The sequence below is a fragment of the Enterobacter sp. SENG-6 genome (assembly GCF_001605945.1).
In the GTDB taxonomy this organism is placed as follows: Bacteria; Pseudomonadota; Gammaproteobacteria; order Enterobacterales; family Enterobacteriaceae; genus Enterobacter; species Enterobacter cloacae.
Genome location: NZ_LOMM01000022.1, coordinates 68,361 through 86,745 on the forward strand (window position 1 = coordinate 68,361; position 18,385 = coordinate 86,745).

Consider the following 18,385-nt stretch of genomic DNA (forward strand, 5'->3'; position numbering starts at 1 on the left):
CAAGCAGGCACCCCACAATGAGCAATAACGCATTGATTCCGCAAAGCAAACTTCCCAACCTGGGCACCACTATCTTTACGCAGATGAGCGCTCTGGCCCAGAAGCACAACGCCATTAACCTCTCGCAGGGGTTCCCGGATTTTGATGGTCCAGGCTATTTGCAGGAGCGTCTGGCCTGGCACGTTGCCCAGGGGGCAAATCAGTATGCGCCGATGACCGGTGTGCAGGCATTGCGTGACGCCATTGCGGATAAAACGGCGGAATGCTATGGCTATCAACCGGATGCCAACAGCGACATTACGGTGACGGCAGGTGCGACCGAAGCACTGTATGCGGCCATCACCGCGCTGGTTCGCGCGGGCGATGAGGTTATCTGCTTTGACCCAAGCTACGACAGCTATGCGCCTGCCATCGAACTGTCCGGCGGCGTGGTGAAGCGCGTGGCATTACAGCCGCCGCATTTTCGCCCCGACTGGCAGGCGTTTGCTGCGCTGCTGAGCGACAACACCCGGCTGGTCATTCTGAATACACCACACAACCCGTCGGCGACCGTGTGGCAGAAGAGCGATTTCGCCGCGCTGTGGCAGGCCATTGCGGAACATGAAATTTATGTCCTGAGCGACGAAGTGTATGAGCACATCTGCTTTGCCGGGGAAGGGCACGTCAGCGTGCTATCCCATCCGCAGCTTCGCGAGCGCGCTGTGGCGGTGTCGTCATTCGGTAAAACCTATCATATGACCGGCTGGAAGGTGGGGTACTGCGTGGCACCGGCGGCCATCAGCGCGGAGTTGCGTAAAGTGCACCAGTACCTGACGTTTGCGGTGAACACGCCTGCCCAGCTGGCGCTGGCCGATATGCTGCGCGCTGAGCCTGAGCATTACCGTGAGCTGCCCGAGTTTTACCGCGCACGCCGGGATCGGTTTGTGAGTGCCCTGAGTCAGAGCCGTCTGGAGATCCTGCCGTGTGAAGGCACCTATTTCCTGCTGGCCGATTACAGCGCCATCTCAGATCTGGACGACGTCAGTTTTTGCCAGTGGCTGACCAAAGAGGTGGGCGTGGCGGCGATCCCGTTATCCGTCTTTTGCGCCGATCCCTTCCCGCATAAGCTGATTCGTCTCTGCTTTGCGAAACAGGAATCGACGCTGCTGGCGGCGGCAGAGCGTCTTAACGCGATCTGATTATTTGACCGTCCAGGCTTCTGAATAACGGCGGTCTGCAAAGAGTTCCAGCAGGCCGTTGATTTGCTTGAGGCGTAATACCTCGTCGCTATCCATTCCCAGTTCCTGACTGATTCTCTCGTCGTCCCAGCCAAGCTGCACCAGCTCGCGGACGATATCGGACATCGCATTAATTTGATGGCGGCCGCGCGCCCGATTGTGGCGAATGGTGGCCGCTATCCGGTCGAACTTTTTCTGCCGCTCTTTACGCAGACAGGTGACAGGAAGATAGCCTTTAAGCTGGCGTTTCAATACCGCCCGGTTGGATCCAATTTCATGCCGATGGAAGCCGTCGACAATTTCATAATGCCGGGCCTCACTTTCCGTCACTACAATGGGTTGGGTAAAACCGTCCATCTCCAGGGATTTACAGAGCAGCCGTTTTTCCGGCGGGGCAACGTTGTTGGGGTTGTAATCGTTCGCGCTAATCTCGTCCTGTTTGATCCACAGCACGCAGTCGACAGGCTGTTCGCGAAAAGGGCTATTTTCATGGATGGCCTGGCGAAAGGCGTTAATGGCTTCAATGCGTTTATCTTCGGAGAGAGACTGAAGATAATTTTTCATCTCGTTAATTAATTGCTGCTGCATAAGATCCCCCACTCCTTGCGTTTTGATTTCATCCGTTCGCTGTAACGCTGGTAATGCCTGGGTTTGTTAGGACTGAATGACAGCGCCCGGCACCAGTAGTCATTGTTGAGTAATACCTTGCACACGCGTCGCCAGGACGGGATATCTTTGGCGCCGATATCGCCCTCCTGGGTGTCGGGAATATCGGCCATGCCTCTCTTCTGATACCAGTGCAAATAGATCGCGATTTTATTGCGGTAATGTTCCGCGGTGGTGTGCGGCATGCTGTCGAGAAGCAGCATGGCGTATTCCCGCCAGCTGAGCGCGTCGGGTTTCAGAATTTTGCGGTGGCCATAGAAATGGTTGTCCTGCCCTGCGTAGACCCCGCCACTGTGCACGCCGTTTACCCGCTCACACATCGCCGCCCAGCGTTCGGGCTCCACAACATGATAGAGCCACAATCCCTGACGCTGCTCCGGGCCAAAGGGTTCACAGATGCGCATATAGCGCGGCGGCACGCCAGCCTGAAACATCAGGTCGTAAAGCGGGTTATAGCACCCGCCCGTTTTCGCAAACCAGGTCCAGATATCGGCGGTTTTCCAGTCATAAAGCGGATAGACATACCAGGCGTGCCCGCCGGGGGCGACGGTGGTCCAGGGTTTGTCATCGGCAAAGCGCTGCTTTCGTGCGTTAGCGATCGTCAAAAAGCGATTGTAGGATTCATCGGCACGAATACCGATCATCATTGCTGCCGGGCGCCTTTTGGCAAACCAGTCGGAAAATTCACGAACAAAGGCCTCGAAGGTCATGCCCGGCTGGTAGAACGAGAAGTAATCTGGATCGGTTACCGCCTCTTCCGGGGGCGTGCGTACCCAGTTTTTACCCGGCTCCCAGCACTGCCATTCGGGCTGGAATTGTGAGAGCGAATTTTGCGTGGTCAACGGGAGCGCTACCCACCAGCATTTTTCAATCACATCGGCGTATTGTGCGATCATGTTATTCACATGCTGAATGGTACAGGTGAACTGTGCTTCCCAGTCGATAAATAACAGACAGATTTTCTTTCCCATTTTTCGGGCTTGTCGGGCCGTTAAATGGAACATAATGGTGGAATCTTTTCCGCCAGAAAATGAAACACAGACCCTTGGCAGATTCTCAAGCGTCCATGTTATGCGCTCTGTGGCAGCGTCAAGGACATTTTGATTAAGTGGATGCTTATAAATTGACAAAGGCAACTCCTCCTGGAAATAAATACCGGACGTTCATGTCAATGCAGGAGAGAGAATAATAGTAGTGAAAATAAAGGCAGGTAAATCAAAAAAGGCAGATTTTTTATTATCTATAAATGAGGGTTATATTTTGAAGAGAGAAATGGCTGTAAATATCACAGCCATTCGGATTTATTTTTGCGTAATCTGCTCAACAAACTTCGAGAAAACCGAGCTGTTAAGCGCTGAGCGGTTATAAACCATGAAGACTTCCATTTGAGGCAGCGTAAAGGGGGCGTCCACTTTTTTCAGTCGCAGTACCTCACGGTATTTTTCATACAGGACTTCCGGGATATATCCCACTAAATGCGATGCGCTGATCATGGCCATGATTGAAAAAAGAGAGTCACAGCGAAAACCGATTGTCCTGTCGGCATGCACTTCCTCAGTCTTTGACTGATAGTGTTTCACACCCGCTTCATCGCTCAGGAAGATCGAAAACTTCTCTTTCTGCAGCTCTTCCAGGGTAGCGGTCTCCTGCAGACGGGGATGATCCTGGCTGCACACCAGAATCATTCGGTAATTAACATAGGGAACGCACACCATTGAGCGATTGTTGATAGGCGCAATGGAGAAAATTAAGTCTGCTTTGCGGTAGGCAAGCAGGTCTTCTGCAGAATCCGCGGACAGCAGCATGTCATGAAGCTCTATTTCATAATTGTGCTCTCGCATCAATAGCTTCATGGGGCTGAGCAGATTGTCGGTTGTCAGAACCTGCGGGCAGTAGATGACAAAATTCTTTTTGAGCGATGAGCCATGCATGATGTTGATGGTCTGCTCAAGCTGATTGAGGTTTTGCTCAAGATGATGATGCAAATTTGCCCCGACGGTGGTGGGAGTGATCCCTTTTCCCGAACGGATAAACAGCGGATCGTTCAGTTGGTTACGCAGCCGCTGCAGGGATTGACTGACCGCGGAAGGCGTTATGTAGAGCGTTTCTGCTGCCTTGCTGATGCTCAGGTGTTGGTAGATGCATTCGAAAATGACCAGCAGATTGAGATCGAATTTTTTTAAGTCGTAAAGATTTGCCATGTTTCATCCTGAGTGTGCTGCGTTGCGTTATCACATCACTGATAACTATAGAAGGAACGTAACCATTTACCATCCTTGATGGTTAGCTCGCTTAATTATGATTGAAAACCAACTTAATATATCACGAACGTAGATTAATGAAATAGAACTTCAATAATGGTTAAGATATTTTTACCTTTAAAATAGAAAACGGAACTGAATAAAAATAGTCAGATTTATATATGGACAAGTAATTATCACTCATTTTTATTTTTACTGGCGTGAGCATTAGCGGCGATGGGGAATGCTTAGTTTGGTAAAACCTATCACAGCCATAGATATGATTATCCCTTCAATCCATTGCCCTGTCCCGACACGAGTGCTGTAATCGAGGGGCTGTAACGTCCTTGATATAAAGGTATGTAGAGCGCAACGCAACGCCAGTCTCACTGGCACTGAAAGTTCCTGTGGAAAGTTCAGGTATCAGGGCCGCCCACCGGGGCGGCCTTTTTACTTTCGGGCTTTTATTCATTGGGTTCACAACGTTGTCTTGTTCGGGTTGTTAGGTATGGCTGATTGATTTGATAAAGCAAACGCATTAGCCCATGTAGCGAAAGTTCGTTACCTTACATCTCAACGAAAACACGGAGGAAGTACAGATGTCTTTGATTAACACCAAAATTAAACCTTTCAAAAACCAGGCGTTCAAAAACGGCGAATTCATTGAAGTGACTGAGAAAGATACCGAAGGCCGCTGGAGCGTGTTCTTCTTCTATCCGGCTGACTTCACTTTCGTTTGCCCGACCGAACTGGGTGACGTAGCCGATCACTACGATGAACTGCAGAAGCTGGGCGTAGACGTGTACTCTGTCTCTACCGACACCCACTTCACCCACAAAGCGTGGCACAGCAGCTCTGAAACCATCGCGAAAATCAAATACGCGATGATCGGTGACCCGACTGGCGCCCTGACCCGTAACTTCGACAACATGCGTGAAGATGAAGGCCTGGCAGACCGTGCGACCTTCGTTGTTGACCCGCAGGGCATTATCCAGGCTATCGAAGTTACCGCTGAAGGTATCGGCCGTGATGCATCTGACCTGCTGCGTAAAGTGAAAGCAGCTCAGTACGTGGCGTCTCACCCAGGCGAAGTGTGCCCGGCGAAATGGAAAGAAGGCGAAGCGACGCTGGCTCCATCTTTAGACCTGGTCGGCAAGATCTAAGTCTGTAAAGTCTGGCGGCGCTGCGCTTGCACAGGCCTACAGTATCGTAGGCCGGGTAAACGACGTGCCACCCGGCAACCCATGGGCGCCCCCCGCGCCCATTTCATTCCAGCACCATGATGCAAGTTGCATTCAGGCCGCCCGTATAAGGCAGCTTGCATGATGACGTTTTTAGAGAGGGAAGAACAATGCTCGACACTACAATGAAAACCCAGCTCAAGGCATACCTTGAGAAACTGACCAAACCTGTTGAGCTGATTGCCACGCTGGACGACAGCGCTAAATCGGCAGAAATCAAGGAACTGCTGGCGGAGATCGCCGAACTGTCACCGAAAGTGACCTTCAAAGAAGCGAACGATCTGGCAGTGCGTAAGCCATCTTTCCTGATCACCAACCCGGGCTCTGATCAGGGGCCGCGTTTTGCCGGCTCACCGCTGGGCCACGAATTTACCTCACTGGTGCTGGCTCTGCTGTGGACCGGTGGGCATCCGTCGAAAGAGGCGCAGGCGCTGCTGGAGCAGATCCGCGATATCGACGGGGATTTCACTTTTGAAACTTATTATTCGCTCTCCTGCCACAACTGCCCGGACGTGGTGCAGGCGCTGAACCTGATGTCAGTCCTGAACCCGCGTATTAAACACACCGCAATTGATGGCGGCACTTTCCAGAACGAAATCACCGATCGCAACGTGATGGGGGTTCCGGCAGTGTTCCTGAATGGTCAGGAGTTTGGCCAGGGCCGTATGACCTTGTCCGAAATTGTGGCCAAAGTGGATACCGGCGCCGAAAAACGTGCCGCAGAAGAGCTGAACAAGCGCGATGCGTATGATGTACTGATTGTCGGCTCTGGCCCGGCGGGCGCCGCGGCAGCGGTCTATTCCGCACGTAAAGGTATTCGTACCGGTCTGATGGGCGAACGCTTTGGCGGCCAGGTGCTGGATACCGTGGATATCGAAAACTACATCTCTGTGCCGAAGACCGAAGGCCAGAAACTGGCTGGCGCACTTAAAGCGCACGTCAATGATTACGCAGTGGATGTGATCGACAGCCAGAGCGCCAGCAAGCTGGTTCCTGCCGCAGTCGAAGGTGGCTTACACCAGATTGAAACCGCTTCCGGCGCGGTGCTGAAAGCCCGCAGTATTATCATTGCCACCGGTGCCAAATGGCGCAACATGAACGTGCCAGGTGAAGATCAGTATCGCACCAAAGGCGTGACCTACTGCCCGCACTGCGATGGTCCGCTGTTTAAGGGCAAACGCGTGGCGGTGATTGGCGGCGGTAACTCCGGTGTCGAAGCGGCTATCGACCTGGCGGGCATTGTTGAACACGTTACCCTGCTGGAATTTGCACCAGAGATGAAGGCAGACCAGGTTCTGCAGGATAAAGTACGCAGCCTGAAAAACGTCGACATCGTGCTGAATGCGCAGACCACGGAAGTGAAGGGCGACGGCAGTAAAGTCACCGGTCTGGAGTACCGCGACCGCGTCAGTGGCGATGTGCACAGCGTTCCGCTTTCGGGGATCTTCGTGCAGATTGGTCTGCTGCCAAACACCACCTGGCTGGAAGGCGCCATTGAGCGTAACCGCATGGGCGAGATTATCATCGATGCCAAATGTGAAACCAGCGTGAAGGGCGTATTTGCGGCGGGCGACTGTACTACCGTGCCGTACAAGCAGATCATCATCGCGACCGGTGAAGGGGCGAAAGCGTCTCTGAGCGCGTTCGACTACCTGATTCGCACCAAAACAGCATAATAAAAGTCAGTAAGACTGCACCTGCACCAGGAGAGGCCACCATAAGGTGGCCTCTTTTTTTTATCTCACGACCATCACCGGAATGTGGGTGTGACGGATAACGCTGGAGGCGTTTGAACCCAGCAGATGCGTGGTAATGGACGGATTGCGTGAACCGATAACCACCACGTCGGCGTTCAGCTCGCTCGCCAGCTCGTTAACGGCATCGCGCACGCTGCCAAACCGGACATGCGTTTTAATGCGGGAAGGATCGATGGTGAAGTGCCCGACCATCGTTTGCAGGCGATTTTCCGCCTCATGCTGCAGATGCTCTTCAAAGCGGCGTACATCGGCGGCAAAGCGATGCAGACTCAGGCTGGCAGAACCCGGCAGCACGTGTAGAAGATGAATAATCCCGTCCTGCTGCGCCAGAAATTCCGCATGGCGTACGGCCTTGTCGCTCAGCTCCATCTCAAAAACATCAACCGGCATAATAATTCTCTGATACATACCCGTTTCTCCTTGTTTATAAACGCTGGAATCATTCAACCATAAAATGAATATGGTTTTTGTAAGCGCTGCGGCACTTTTCTGTTTTTCCCAGGATAAATCTCAAAAGCCCGCTAATCCCGGGCAGTTCGTCAGGGAACGCTACCCTTAAATACTTACCCGGATCCTTTCGGAGGTCGCATGAAAGCACTCACGTACCACGGTCCACATCATGTTCGTGTCGAGAATGTCCCCGATCCTGTTATTGAACAACCTGACGATATTATCCTGCGCGTAACGGCCACGGCGATCTGCGGATCGGATCTGCATCTCTACCGCGGGAAGATCCCCAAAGTTGAACACGGCGATATTTTTGGCCACGAGTTCATGGGCGAAGTGGTGGAGACGGGCAGGGAAGTGAAGACGCTGCAAAAAGGCGACCGGGTGGTGATCCCGTTTGTCATCGCCTGTGGTGACTGCTTCTTTTGCCGCCTGCAGCAGTACGCGGCCTGCGAGAGCACCAACGCCGGGCAGGGCGCCGCGCTGAATAAAAAGCAAATTCCCGCGCCCGCAGCGCTGTTTGGCTACAGCCATCTTTATGGCGGCGTGCCCGGTGGACAAGCGGAATACGTTCGGGTGCCCAAAGGTAACGTTGGGCCGTTCAAAGTGCCTCAGCTGCTCTCCGATGATAAAGCGCTGTTCCTCTCCGATATCTTGCCTACCGCCTGGCAGGCGGCGAAAAATGCCCAGATTGAAAAAGGCTCCAGCGTCGCCGTTTTTGGTGCAGGACCGGTGGGGTTACTGACCATCGCCTGCGCGCGGCTGTTAGGTGCCGAACAGATCTTTGTGGTTGACCATCACCCGTATCGTCTGCGTTTTGCCGCAGAGCGCTACGGCGCTATCCCCATCAACTTTGATGAAGACAACGACGCAGCGGAAAAAATCATTGAGCAAACCGCAGGCCAGCGCGGCGTGGATGCCGTCATTGATGCCGTGGGGTTTGAAGCCAAAGGCAGCACCACGGAAACCATCCTCAGCAACCTTAAAATTGAGGGCAGCAGCGGTAAAGCGCTGCGTCAGTGTATTGCTGCTGTTCGACGGGGTGGGGTGGTGAGCGTGCCCGGCGTGTATGCGGGCTTTATCCATGGCTTCCTGTTTGGTGATGCCTTCGATAAGGGGCTAAGTTTTAAGATGGGCCAGACCCACGTCCACGCCTGGCTTGGCGAGTTGTTACCGCTGATCGAAAAAGGGTTGCTGACGCCGGAGGAGATTGTCACCCACTATCTGCCGCTGGACGATGCCGAACGCGCCTACCGGATCTTTGAAAAACGGGAGGAGGCGTGCCGGAAGGTGATTCTGGTGCCCGGTGCAGAAACGCCGGAAGCGGCGGAACAGCAGGTTAAAGGGCTGGTGAATGCGTTTCCGGGTGGGGTGGTTTAAGACGGTTCCCTTACCTGTGGCACGATATAGGGCGTCCTGGTGAATCTGCGGAAAGAGGATGCGCAGGCATCCTCTGTGCAACGCGGGTCGCGCTTGTTCAGATGGGATTAACGCAGGTAATCGCCTGCCGCTTCTGGCTGGTAGAGCAACGCCAGCACTTCCAGATGGGTTGAGGCACCGCCCGGCAATTCCCAGTGAATGGTATCCCCCGTACGCAGGCCCAGCAGGGCCGCGCCGACCGGTGCCAGCACGGAAAGCTGAGCGCTGCTGTCGGTCATTTGCGCCGGGTAGACCAGCGTGCGGGTTAACTCTTCGCCCGTTGTCAGGTTGCGGAATTTGACCTGGCTGTTCATGGTGACCACGTCATGCGGCATGGACTCCGGGGTACACATCTGCGCCCGGTCGAGCTCTTCATTCAGGGCATCGGCTACCGGGAGCGAGGCGAATTCTGGTTTCTCCAGAAGTCGGTCAATACGTTCTGCGTCAAGTTCATTGATAATGATGGTGGGTCTGGACATTTTTTACTCCATGTCGTTAATGCTGCGTGTAACGCAGAAACCAATCCAAAAGAAAACCCTCGCCGTCTGGCAGCGAGGGTTTAACTCTCCCGATGATACTGTCTGCGCACGCAACTTTGAAGTGATAGAGGTCACATTCATGGGCCATATGAATTTTCGCTGAAATTTATTCAGTCTGCATTTCTGGCGGATTGCGTTACGCTGAACGTTCTGAATCAGGATAGTGGGTAAACGCAGTTCGCGTCTGCCCCTTATAAGAGAGCGCTATGTACTTTTATCAACCGTCACAGGGGCATGGCCTGCCGCATGACCCGCTGAATGCCATTATTGGTCCGCGTCCGATTGGCTGGATCTCCTCCTGCGACCAGGCAGGACAGATCAACCTGGCACCGTATAGCTTCTTTAACTGCTTTAACTACCGCCCGCCGATTATTGGCTTTTCCAGCAACGGCTGGAAAGACAGCGTGCGTAATATTAACGAAACGGGTGAGTTTGTCTGGAACCTTGCCACGCGCGATCTGGCTGAGGCGATGAATCTCACCTCCGCTACGCTGCCTCACGATCAAGACGAGTTCTCTTTTTCCGGATTGACGCCAGCGGCAAGCCAGCTTGTAAAGGCGCCACGCGTGGCCGAGAGTCCGGTGAACTTTGAGTGCCGCCTGTCGCAGTGTATTCAGCTGACCGGCGCCGACGGCACGCTGGTTGACACATGGCTGGTGCTGGGCGAAGTGGTGGGGATTCATATTGCCGAATCGCTGCTGGAAGAGGGGATCTACCAGACGGCGAAAGCGCAGCCCATCCTGCGTGCGGGTGGGCCGACGGCCTATTATGGCATCAGTGATGAACACCGCTTCGATATGGTGCGCCCGATTGTGGATCAGTAACCCACTTTATCGATAACAAACTGTTTGCCACAGTTACCCGGATGTGGCTGTGGCGCAAAAGAGCCGGCAGACAGCGGGTTATTAATGGTGCTGGCCTTAAGCGAGATCTGCATTTCGGTCAGATAGGCCGGATTACCATTGCAGGTCAGTTTGAACGCTTTGACGTTGTCTTTGCTCCAGCTTTTCGCCACGGCGTTATCAAAATCTTTACGGCTTACCGTTTTACCGTAGTTATCCGCCAGGAATTTACCCACCGCGCTGTTTTTTATCTCCTGATTCATCCGCACCATGGTGCCGAAATAGGCGTCAGGATCAAAGCCGAAGCAGACGCCGTGTTTGGCGTACTCATAGCGTTCCAGGCAGGAGTTACCGCCAGCACCGGGCATGACGCTGTTCAGCTTTGCGGCACCCGACAGTGATAGCCCGGTTTCGGCGGCTGAGCATTTGCGGCTGGCTTTGGCTTCCGGCATGTTCGGGATTGGGCGGGTCGCGCAGCCAAAACGCATCCAGCGGCGTTCATCCACGCCGCGTGCGGCGATGGATTTAGGCAGCCCCGGCCATAATCCGTGTACGGTCAGATAATCGGTCTTGTTATTGCTCTCTTTTTGCAGACGGCACTCTTCGGGTTCGTTACGGTTACGTTCAGCCATGCTCTGGCAGAACCCGGTTTGCCAGGAAAGCGCCAGAACGTAGCGATCGAAATCGCCATACTGCGTGGCTTTGAGCGGATCCGCCTGCGCGGAGAAGACACAGAGTGCAAGCGCCATGGCGCCAGACGGGATAACGATATCCTTCCTGAACATGTGATTTCCTGATGGGTTAACGCGATAGATTTCTGGAAGTTATTAAAGCACAAAAAGCGCCCGCAGGCGCTTTTTGGATATCGGTCATTTTACTCAGGCTGCGCCAGGAACCAGCACTTCGGTTGCGATAATCACGATGATCAGGCCCACAAGCACCGGGACCGACGTGCGTTTTACCACTTCGAACGGCGAGATTTTTGCCATCCCGGCGACAGCAACTACGACACCCGATACCGGCGAAATGGTACGACCGAGGTTAGACGCCTGCAGCATGGGAATGGAGAGGTAAGCCGGGTTAATACCGGAAGAATGTGCCAGTTTTGGGATCATCTCAACGAAGGCGTAGAACGGCGCGTTACCTGAACCGGTGGTCATTGCCGCCAGCATGGTCAGCACCACCAGTACCAGCATCAGGATAATGCTGGCAGAGCCGAACGACGTGGCGATGGAGATGAGGCTCTGAATAAAGCCGATAGTGCTCAGACCCTGCGCGAAGACGCCTGCCGCCACCAACAGCATCACGACGCCTGCAAACGCATCGGCCATACCGCGATACGCCACTTCCAGGCCAGAAAATACCTTCTGAGTGTTGAAACCGCGAATAAATTCCAGCATGGCGGCCAGCAGCATACAGATAACCAGAATGGTAATGATGTGCAGCTGTGGTCCCCATTTGCCGTCAAAAATCAGCACGCCGATGATAGGCGTGAACGGCAGAATGGAATAGAACGCCGGGGCGGTGGTGGTGATTTCATTCACGTCCATCATTTCGTGGCTGATGTGCTCTTTTTTATCGAGATAACGCTGCCAGAAGAAATGCGCGATGCCCATGCCCACGATAGCCACAATGGAAATCGGCAGCGTGGTTTTAAAGGCGAAATCGATGAGTGACATTTCTGCGGCTTTCGCCGCCAGTACGACGTCGCCAGAGGTAGGGGAGAGAATAATGGCCGCCGGAGAGGCGCAGATAGCCGCCGCTGCACCACGGCTAATGCCGACGTTAACCATCACCGGGAACAGGGTAGCCATTAACAACACCCCCAGGCCAGTAGCGGATGACACGGCCAGCGACATCAGACAGGCGAGGAAGTAGGCTGCCACCATCAGCAGATACGGGGAGTTGATGTACTGCAGCGGCCTGGAGGCCAGCTTCACGACCATATCGTTGGCACCAATATGGGTCATGTAGGCGGCAAAACCGCACAGCATCATGATCATCATGCCCAGATCGCCACCACGGCTCATGAGCAGAATTTTAATGTATTCAACAATGTCTGTGGCGGTATACCCGGTGCTGGCTGCGCTGGCGGGTAAGACCTGGTGACCCATCAGGGCGCTAACGATCAGCAAGGCCAGGCCGCCGACAAATAACACGCCCGTGGCGGAATACCCCTTAATGATGTAGCGTGCTACACCGACAATGACGACGACTCCGATAAGGAGCTCGAAAAACGTAAGCATGATTTCCCCTGTATCCTTGCTGCCCGAGAGCACAAATAATCAATAAAAAAGAAGGATGAGAATGTGCCGAATTAATGGCCAGTCCTTGCTGATTAAAATCAATAAATATACTACTAAAGCAGATGTTAGCGATATTTTTGCCATGGTGATGGCAATAATGACATATGGGTATTGACCGGTGACAACAGTGGAGTATGTCATTTAAATGCTAATGAGTTGTTAATTTATTGATTCTATATTAACACGTTCCTGAATAATAGGGGAAAAGACTTTTCCTGCCGGTGCGCGTTGGTGAGGGGGGCCGTACAGCGTTTCGTGAGAAAGGGGCTGATCAGCACGAAAACTCTGGCTGTAGTGGCTAATGATAATCTTTATACCTTGAAGACAGGGCGTTATGTTTGCCCTGAAAGCCATATTAATAGAGGGGTTATTTTTGCCGGTGGGCATTATTAAAAAAGGTTTGAACGCGCCCGTGAGATGATTATTCAACAGGCCACCGTGCCGCTCTCAGAATATTCTCGCAAAGTGGCTGATTAATTAGGAGTAATGCCGATGCCGTTAAGGCTCCATTCAACTATTGTATGGTAAACTTTGCCTCGAATACTAAGAATGGTAATTGCATTGTGATCGTACGTAATAAATTTTTCTTCATTTTTCTGTTTATTTTTGCACAGTTAACGCTCTCTTCTGTGGCACAGGCTGAAGAGAACGCGACGGATAAGGGCTGGTTCTCCACCTTTACGGATAATGTTTCGCAGACCTGGAATGCGCCAGAGCACTATGATCTCTACGTGCCGGCCATCACCTGGCATGCACGCTTTGCCTATGACAAAGAAAAGACCGACAAATATAACGAGCGCCCGTGGGGGGCAGGTTTTGGTCAGTCGCGCTGGGACGAAAAGGGCAACTGGCACGGTATTTATCTGATGGCCTTTAAAGACTCCTTTAACAAATGGGAACCGATCGGTGGCTATGGCTGGGAGAAAACCTGGCGTCCCTTAGCTGACGACAACTTCCACGTTGGCCTGGGCTATACCGCCGGGGTGACTGCACGCGACAACTGGAACTATATCCCCATTCCGGTTCTGCTGCCGCTGGCCTCAATTGGTTATGGTCCTGCAACGTTCCAGATGACCTACATTCCCGGTACGTACAACAACGGTAACGTTTACTTCGCCTGGATGCGTTTTCAGTTTTAACTGAAAAAAGCTGACAAAGCGGTGAAAAAATGTGCAGTCGTTGATTCATATGGGATAAAAATCCGCCAGCGAAAATTAACGCGACTTTAGTCACTTTTTATCAAAGATCCGCTGGACAAAAGGTCCCACAATTGTTGTACTGGTAACCGACACAGCATTTGTGTCGTTTTTTAATGTAAAGGTAATTTTGATGTCTAAGATTAAAGGTAACGTTAAGTGGTTTAATGAGTCCAAAGGATTCGGTTTCATTACTCCTGAAGATGGCAGCAAAGACGTGTTCGTACACTTCTCTGCAATCCAGTCTAATGGTTTCAAAACTCTGGCTGAAGGTCAGCGTGTAGAGTTCGAAATCACTAACGGTGCCAAAGGCCCTTCTGCTGCTAACGTAATCGCTCTGTAATTCAGACGCGTCAGCAAGAATTTCAAAACCCGCTCACTGAGCGGGTTTTTTTCGTTTTGCATCAGCCAAGCAGATACATCTTCAGGAAGCTGGCAACGATCAGCACGCTCAACAACACCACGCCTGCGCTCATCAAACTCTCTTTCATTCTGTCACCCTCGTTCTGTATTGGCATCAGAGTGACAGAGAAAAATTAAGCCAACATTAACGCTTCGGCAGTTAGTGGGGGCTGGCGGAAGAAAATAGCCAGAATGCGATCCCGGTCATCGCAAAAGAGCCGAGCATATTTATCGCAACGTTCAGCAATGCCCAGCCGATACGGCCTTCCTGAAACAAAAACACCGTTTCCGCAGAAAAGGTGGAGAAGGTGGTTAAACCGCCGCAGAACCCGGTGGTAATCAATACTTTCCACATGGGATCGATGTGCGTCATACGGTTAAACCAGGCCAGACCCATGCCAATGATAAACGCACCAATCAGGTTTGCGGCCAGTGTTCCCATTGGAATCGCCTGATGCAGTGGATTAAACCGCATACTCAGGAACCACCGCGCAACGCTTCCCGTCCCCCCACCAATAAAAACAGCTAAAAGGAGTTGTAACACTGTAAATACCTGCTATTTGATGTGTAAGAGTGGCGAGTTTAACGCTGTTTATAATCAGGGGACAAATATGTATGTTGCGGTAGGGCAGTTTGCGGTCACGCCTCGCTGGCATGAGAATGCGGCGCAGTGTGTTTCACTGATGATGCAGGCACAACAGAAGGGGGCGTCGTTGCTGGTGCTGCCAGAGGCCTTGCTGGCTCGCGATGATAACGACCCGGATTTATCGGTGAAATCCGCGCAGCCGCTGGATGGCGCGTTTTTACAGCAATTACTGGCCGAGAGTGCGGGTAATGACATGACCACAATGTTGACGCTCCATGTGCCGTCAACGCCTGGCCGGGCAGTTAACACACTGGTAGCCATCCGTGGCGGCGTCATCATCGCCAGCTATGCCAAGCTTCATCTCTATGATGCGTTCAGTATCCAGGAGTCGCGCCTGGTTGACCCGGGGGAGTGCGTTCCGCCCCTGATCGCGGTTGATGGTTTAAACATTGGGCTGATGACCTGCTACGATTTGCGCTTTCCTGAGCTGGCGTTGAGCCTGGCATTACAGGGAGCGGATGTGCTTGTTCTGCCTGCCGCGTGGGTTAAAGGGCCGCTGAAAGAGCATCACTGGGCCACGTTGCTTACGGCGCGCGCGCTGGATACCACCTGTTATGTGGTCGCGGCAGGGGAGTGCGGCAATAAAAATATCGGGCAGAGCAGGGTGATTGACCCGCTGGGCGTCACGATTGCCGCCGCAGCGGAAGGTCCGGTTTTACTGATGGCGGAGATAATTTCGGAAAGGATAGCGCTTGCACGGCAGCAATTACCTGTTCTTCGCAATCGACGTTTTGCGCCACCGCAATTATTGTGATGTTTTTTTCAACAATGCTTGATTCACCTTGTTACAGGTTGCTATTGTGTGCACGCGCCAAATGACCGTTAATATGATCCGGTTTTGACGCTGAATGCAGCCTGTTTTAAGTAAAGAAGGTATCTATGGGTGAGATTAGTATTACCAAACTGCTGGTGGTTGCCGCACTGGTCGTCCTGCTGTTTGGTACCAAGAAGTTACGCACGCTGGGTGGTGACCTGGGTGCCGCCATCAAAGGCTTTAAGAAAGCGATGAACGACGATGACGCGGCAGCGAAGAAAAGCGCCGAGGATACCGTTCCGGCTGAAAAGCTCTCTCACAAAGAGTAACGGCAATGCCTTAAGGCTTGCGAAAAAAACCGGCTCAACAGGCCGGTTTTTTTGTATTCCTGTAAGTGAATATTACAGGGTTATTTAACTTCTTCGCCTTTTGCCTGCATATCGGCATGGTAAGAGGAGCGCACAAACGGACCGCAGGCAGCATGGGTGAAGCCCATCGCCATCGCTTCCGCTTTCATCTCATCAAATTCATCCGGGCTAACGTAGCGCTGCACCGGCAGGTGATGACGGCTTGGCTGCAGATACTGGCCCAGCGTCAGCATGGTCACGCCGTGGCGACGCAGATCGCGCATCACTTCGATGATTTCGTCATTGGTCTCACCAAGGCCGACCATCAGACCTGACTTGGTAGGAATATGTGGATGCGCTTCTTTAAAACGCTCCAGCAGCTTCAGGGACCAGTTGTAGTCAGCACCCGGACGCACCTGACGGTAGAGACGCGGTACGTTCTCCAGGTTGTGGTTAAAGACGTCTGGTGGCGTGGCGGTCAGGATATCCAGCGCGCGGTCCATACGACCACGGAAATCCGGCACCAGCGTCTCAATCTTAATGTTCGGGCTTTTCTCGCGAATGGCAGTAATGCAGTCAGCAAAGTGCTGAGCACCCCCATCACGCAGGTCATCACGGTCAACGGAGGTAATGACCACATAACGCAGCGCCATATCAGCAATGGTCTGCGCCAGTTTTTGAGGTTCGTTTGCATCTGGTGCCACCGGGCGGCCATGAGCAACATCGCAGAACGGGCAACGGCGGGTACAGATAGCACCCAGAATCATAAACGTCGCGGTGCCGTGGTTGAAACACTCAGCAAGGTTCGGGCAAGAGGCTTCTTCACATACAGAGTGAAGGCCATTCTTACGCATCGCCGCTTTGATCCCCTGGATACGCGAAGAGTCGGCCGGAAGTTTGATTTTCATCCATTCCGGTTTTCTTAACAGCGCCTCGCGCTCTGTAGCCACGTTTTTAACCGGGATAAGGGCCATTTTATCGGCATCGCGGTATTTAACACCGCGTTCCATCACAATGGGTTTACTCATAGCGTGCGTGTTCCAGTTGCGAATATCGAAGGAAAGCGTTTCAATTCAAGGGAATGTTGTATTTATCAACTATTTTTGAACGAACGACAGGCAGTATATCATTGAAACGGTCGTTAAAGCAGCCTGCCAGGTCGCCAATTTGTAAAATAGTTGTTGTTTTGTGCCTTTTGCCCTGCGTGAGGCAGGGGCTTGTGCTGTGTCAACCTGTCAGAAGGCCTGGCGGATGATGCGGATCACATTTTCAAGTACCGGATCGCGCAGACTGAGCTTATTGTAATGCAGTGAAATCTCGATAGATTCTGCATTCAATTGGCTGAGCGGAATGCTCTCCAGCGGCCAGCATTTCCGCAGCAGATGATACAGGCGCGAAGGCATGATGCAGAGCATGTCACTGCTGCCAATCAGGGACGCGGTAGTGAACATATTGTAACTGCTGAAGCTTATCTGGCGCTCCGGGAAAATGTCATCGATACGCTGGCGCAGCGCATGATGAGACTGTCCTTCCGTCATAAATGACGAGTGGTCGTAGTTACGCAGATTTTCTATGGTGAGCAGCTCGCTGAGCACCGGATGCTGCTGGCGACAGACCAGCACCAGGTTGTCGGCATAGAGGACATTCTGCCCCAACGCGCGGGCGCTGAAGCTGCCGCTGTCGATAATTAAATCGGTCTGGAACTGGGCAAGCTGCACGTCAGGTTCGCTGATCGGTACATTACGCAGCAGCAACTGCGGCGCATGCTCTTTTACGGCCTGGTAAATGGCAGGCATAACCAACACCCCCACAGAGGGAGAGCAGCCGATGGTGATGGTTCGTTGTTTGTCGTAGCTTCCGGTTAAATCCAGCGCGCCCAGAATCGACTCCAGCCCCTGGCTGATGTACTCATGCAGATGCGTGGCGTAAGCCGTGGGGGTGACACCCTGTCCCTTACGAATAAATAACGGGTCCGGAAATATAGCGCGCAGCTTTTGAATTGACTGGCTTATTGCAGAGGGCGTGAGATTAAGAATTTTCGCAGCGTTAACGATACCCTTATGGACATATACCGCCTCAAAAATAGTCAATAAATTGAGATCAATATTACGTAAAGTCCGAAAAATTTGCGGCTTGTCTTCGCCACCGGGTTCATTCAGGCGTTTGGCTGGTAAATTATTATACTCCACGCTTTTACTCCGTACACATTCACAACATGAATGATAGTTGAATTTATTTATTATGCTTGTAGAGATTCGTAAAGTGTTGGTTTTGTTTCACTTGTTTATCAAAAACAACCAGTTGAGTGATTATCACGCAAGTTACTTAGGTCCTGCACGCAGCGCTGACGGGAGGCTAAATAATAT

At 52.5% G+C, this 18,385-nt stretch carries 19 protein-coding genes; 9 read left to right on the top strand and 10 right to left on the bottom strand.

Annotated features, from left to right (window positions below):
* The first annotated feature begins 17 nt into the window (after positions 1-17).
* Entirely contained in the window at positions 18-1,178 is a 1,161-nt protein-coding gene (locus AX755_RS11890) for a pyridoxal phosphate-dependent aminotransferase (RefSeq protein WP_062856825.1), read from the top strand.
* On the opposite strand, the gene AX755_RS11895 is transcribed toward AX755_RS11890, so the two are convergent.
* The 3 genes from AX755_RS11895 to citR form a co-directional block, all read right to left on the bottom strand.
* On the bottom strand, positions 1,179-1,805 hold the full coding sequence (locus AX755_RS11895) for an IbrB-like domain-containing protein (protein WP_062856826.1): 627 nt from the start codon (positions 1,803-1,805) through the stop codon (positions 1,179-1,181).
* Positions 1,790-3,013, bottom strand: a complete 1,224-nt coding sequence (locus tag AX755_RS11900; protein WP_029882127.1) for a phosphoadenosine phosphosulfate reductase — start codon at positions 3,011-3,013, stop codon at positions 1,790-1,792. Before AX755_RS11900 ends, AX755_RS11895 begins: the two co-directional genes overlap by 16 nt.
* Positions 3,014-3,184: 171 nt before the next feature.
* Positions 3,185-4,084, bottom strand: a complete 900-nt coding sequence (gene citR, locus AX755_RS11905; RefSeq protein ID WP_062856827.1) for a DNA-binding transcriptional repressor CitR — start codon at positions 4,082-4,084, stop codon at positions 3,185-3,187.
* Positions 4,085-4,722: 638 nt separating this feature from the next.
* On the opposite strand from citR, the gene ahpC reads away from it, so the two are divergent.
* A complete protein-coding gene (gene ahpC / locus AX755_RS11910) occupies positions 4,723-5,286 on the top strand; it encodes an alkyl hydroperoxide reductase subunit C (RefSeq protein WP_008501015.1) in 564 nt (187 codons plus the stop codon).
* Positions 5,287-5,474: 188 nt separating this feature from the next.
* On the top strand, positions 5,475-7,040 hold the full coding sequence (gene ahpF, locus AX755_RS11915) for an alkyl hydroperoxide reductase subunit F (RefSeq protein WP_029882129.1): 1,566 nt from the start codon (positions 5,475-5,477) through the stop codon (positions 7,038-7,040).
* A 60-nt stretch (positions 7,041-7,100) separates the two neighbouring features.
* On the opposite strand, the gene uspG is transcribed toward ahpF, so the two are convergent.
* Entirely contained in the window at positions 7,101-7,529 is a 429-nt protein-coding gene (gene uspG, locus AX755_RS11920; RefSeq protein WP_013097606.1) for a universal stress protein UspG, read from the bottom strand.
* A gap of 180 nt (positions 7,530-7,709) precedes the next feature.
* Between uspG and AX755_RS11925 the strand changes: the two genes are divergently transcribed.
* Positions 7,710-8,948 carry a zinc-dependent alcohol dehydrogenase gene (locus AX755_RS11925; RefSeq protein WP_013097605.1) on the top strand — a complete coding sequence of 413 codons (1,239 nt, stop codon included), beginning with the start codon at positions 7,710-7,712 and terminating at the stop codon, positions 8,946-8,948.
* A 107-nt stretch (positions 8,949-9,055) separates the two neighbouring features.
* Here AX755_RS11925 and rnk read toward each other — a convergent pair whose 3' ends face one another.
* Positions 9,056-9,466: a nucleoside diphosphate kinase regulator gene (gene rnk, locus AX755_RS11930; protein WP_013097604.1), complete on the bottom strand. Its 411-nt coding sequence runs from the start codon at positions 9,464-9,466 to the stop codon at positions 9,056-9,058.
* 266 nt (positions 9,467-9,732) lie between these two features.
* Here rnk and AX755_RS11935 point away from each other — a divergent pair, with 266 nt between their 5' ends.
* On the top strand, positions 9,733-10,350 hold the full coding sequence (locus AX755_RS11935; protein ID WP_038418896.1) for a flavin reductase family protein: 618 nt from the start codon (positions 9,733-9,735) through the stop codon (positions 10,348-10,350).
* Here the strand turns inward: AX755_RS11935 and rna are convergent.
* Both rna and dcuC read right to left on the bottom strand, forming a co-directional pair.
* On the bottom strand, positions 10,344-11,153 hold the full coding sequence (gene rna, locus AX755_RS11940) for a ribonuclease I (RefSeq protein ID WP_013097602.1): 810 nt from the start codon (positions 11,151-11,153) through the stop codon (positions 10,344-10,346). The genes AX755_RS11935 and rna overlap by 7 nt on opposite strands.
* 93 nt (positions 11,154-11,246) lie before the next feature.
* Positions 11,247-12,614, bottom strand: coding sequence for an anaerobic C4-dicarboxylate transporter DcuC (gene dcuC, locus AX755_RS11945; RefSeq protein ID WP_020685657.1), 1,368 nt, complete (start codon positions 12,612-12,614; stop codon positions 11,247-11,249).
* Between the two features lie 581 nt (positions 12,615-13,195).
* On the opposite strand from dcuC, the gene pagP reads away from it, so the two are divergent.
* Positions 13,196-13,813 carry a lipid IV(A) palmitoyltransferase PagP gene (gene pagP / locus AX755_RS11950; protein ID WP_155687007.1) on the top strand — a complete coding sequence of 206 codons (618 nt, stop codon included), beginning with the start codon at positions 13,196-13,198 and terminating at the stop codon, positions 13,811-13,813.
* Between the two features lie 190 nt (positions 13,814-14,003).
* The gene (gene cspE / locus AX755_RS11955) at positions 14,004-14,213 is read left to right on the top strand and encodes a transcription antiterminator/RNA stability regulator CspE (RefSeq protein ID WP_002439184.1); all 210 of its coding nucleotides are present in this window, start codon (positions 14,004-14,006) and stop codon (positions 14,211-14,213) included.
* A 219-nt stretch (positions 14,214-14,432) separates the two neighbouring features.
* Here the strand turns inward: cspE and crcB are convergent, their stop codons facing one another.
* Positions 14,433-14,816: a fluoride efflux transporter CrcB gene (gene crcB / locus AX755_RS11960; protein ID WP_029882131.1), complete on the bottom strand. Its 384-nt coding sequence runs from the start codon at positions 14,814-14,816 to the stop codon at positions 14,433-14,435.
* A 67-nt stretch (positions 14,817-14,883) separates the two neighbouring features.
* On the opposite strand from crcB, the gene AX755_RS11965 reads away from it, so the two are divergent.
* Entirely contained in the window at positions 14,884-15,672 is a 789-nt protein-coding gene (locus tag AX755_RS11965) for a deaminated glutathione amidase (protein ID WP_062856828.1), read from the top strand.
* A gap of 125 nt (positions 15,673-15,797) precedes the next feature.
* A complete protein-coding gene (tatE, locus tag AX755_RS11970) occupies positions 15,798-16,001 on the top strand; it encodes a twin-arginine translocase subunit TatE (RefSeq protein WP_013097596.1) in 204 nt (67 codons plus the stop codon).
* An 80-nt stretch (positions 16,002-16,081) separates the two neighbouring features.
* On the opposite strand, the gene lipA is transcribed toward tatE, so the two are convergent.
* A complete protein-coding gene (gene lipA, locus AX755_RS11975) occupies positions 16,082-17,047 on the bottom strand; it encodes a lipoyl synthase (RefSeq protein ID WP_013097595.1) in 966 nt (321 codons plus the stop codon).
* Positions 17,048-17,254: 207 nt separating this feature from the next.
* Entirely contained in the window at positions 17,255-18,208 is a 954-nt protein-coding gene (locus tag AX755_RS11980; RefSeq protein ID WP_062856829.1) for a YbeF family transcriptional regulator, read from the bottom strand.
* Between the last annotated feature and the right edge of the window lie 177 nt (positions 18,209-18,385).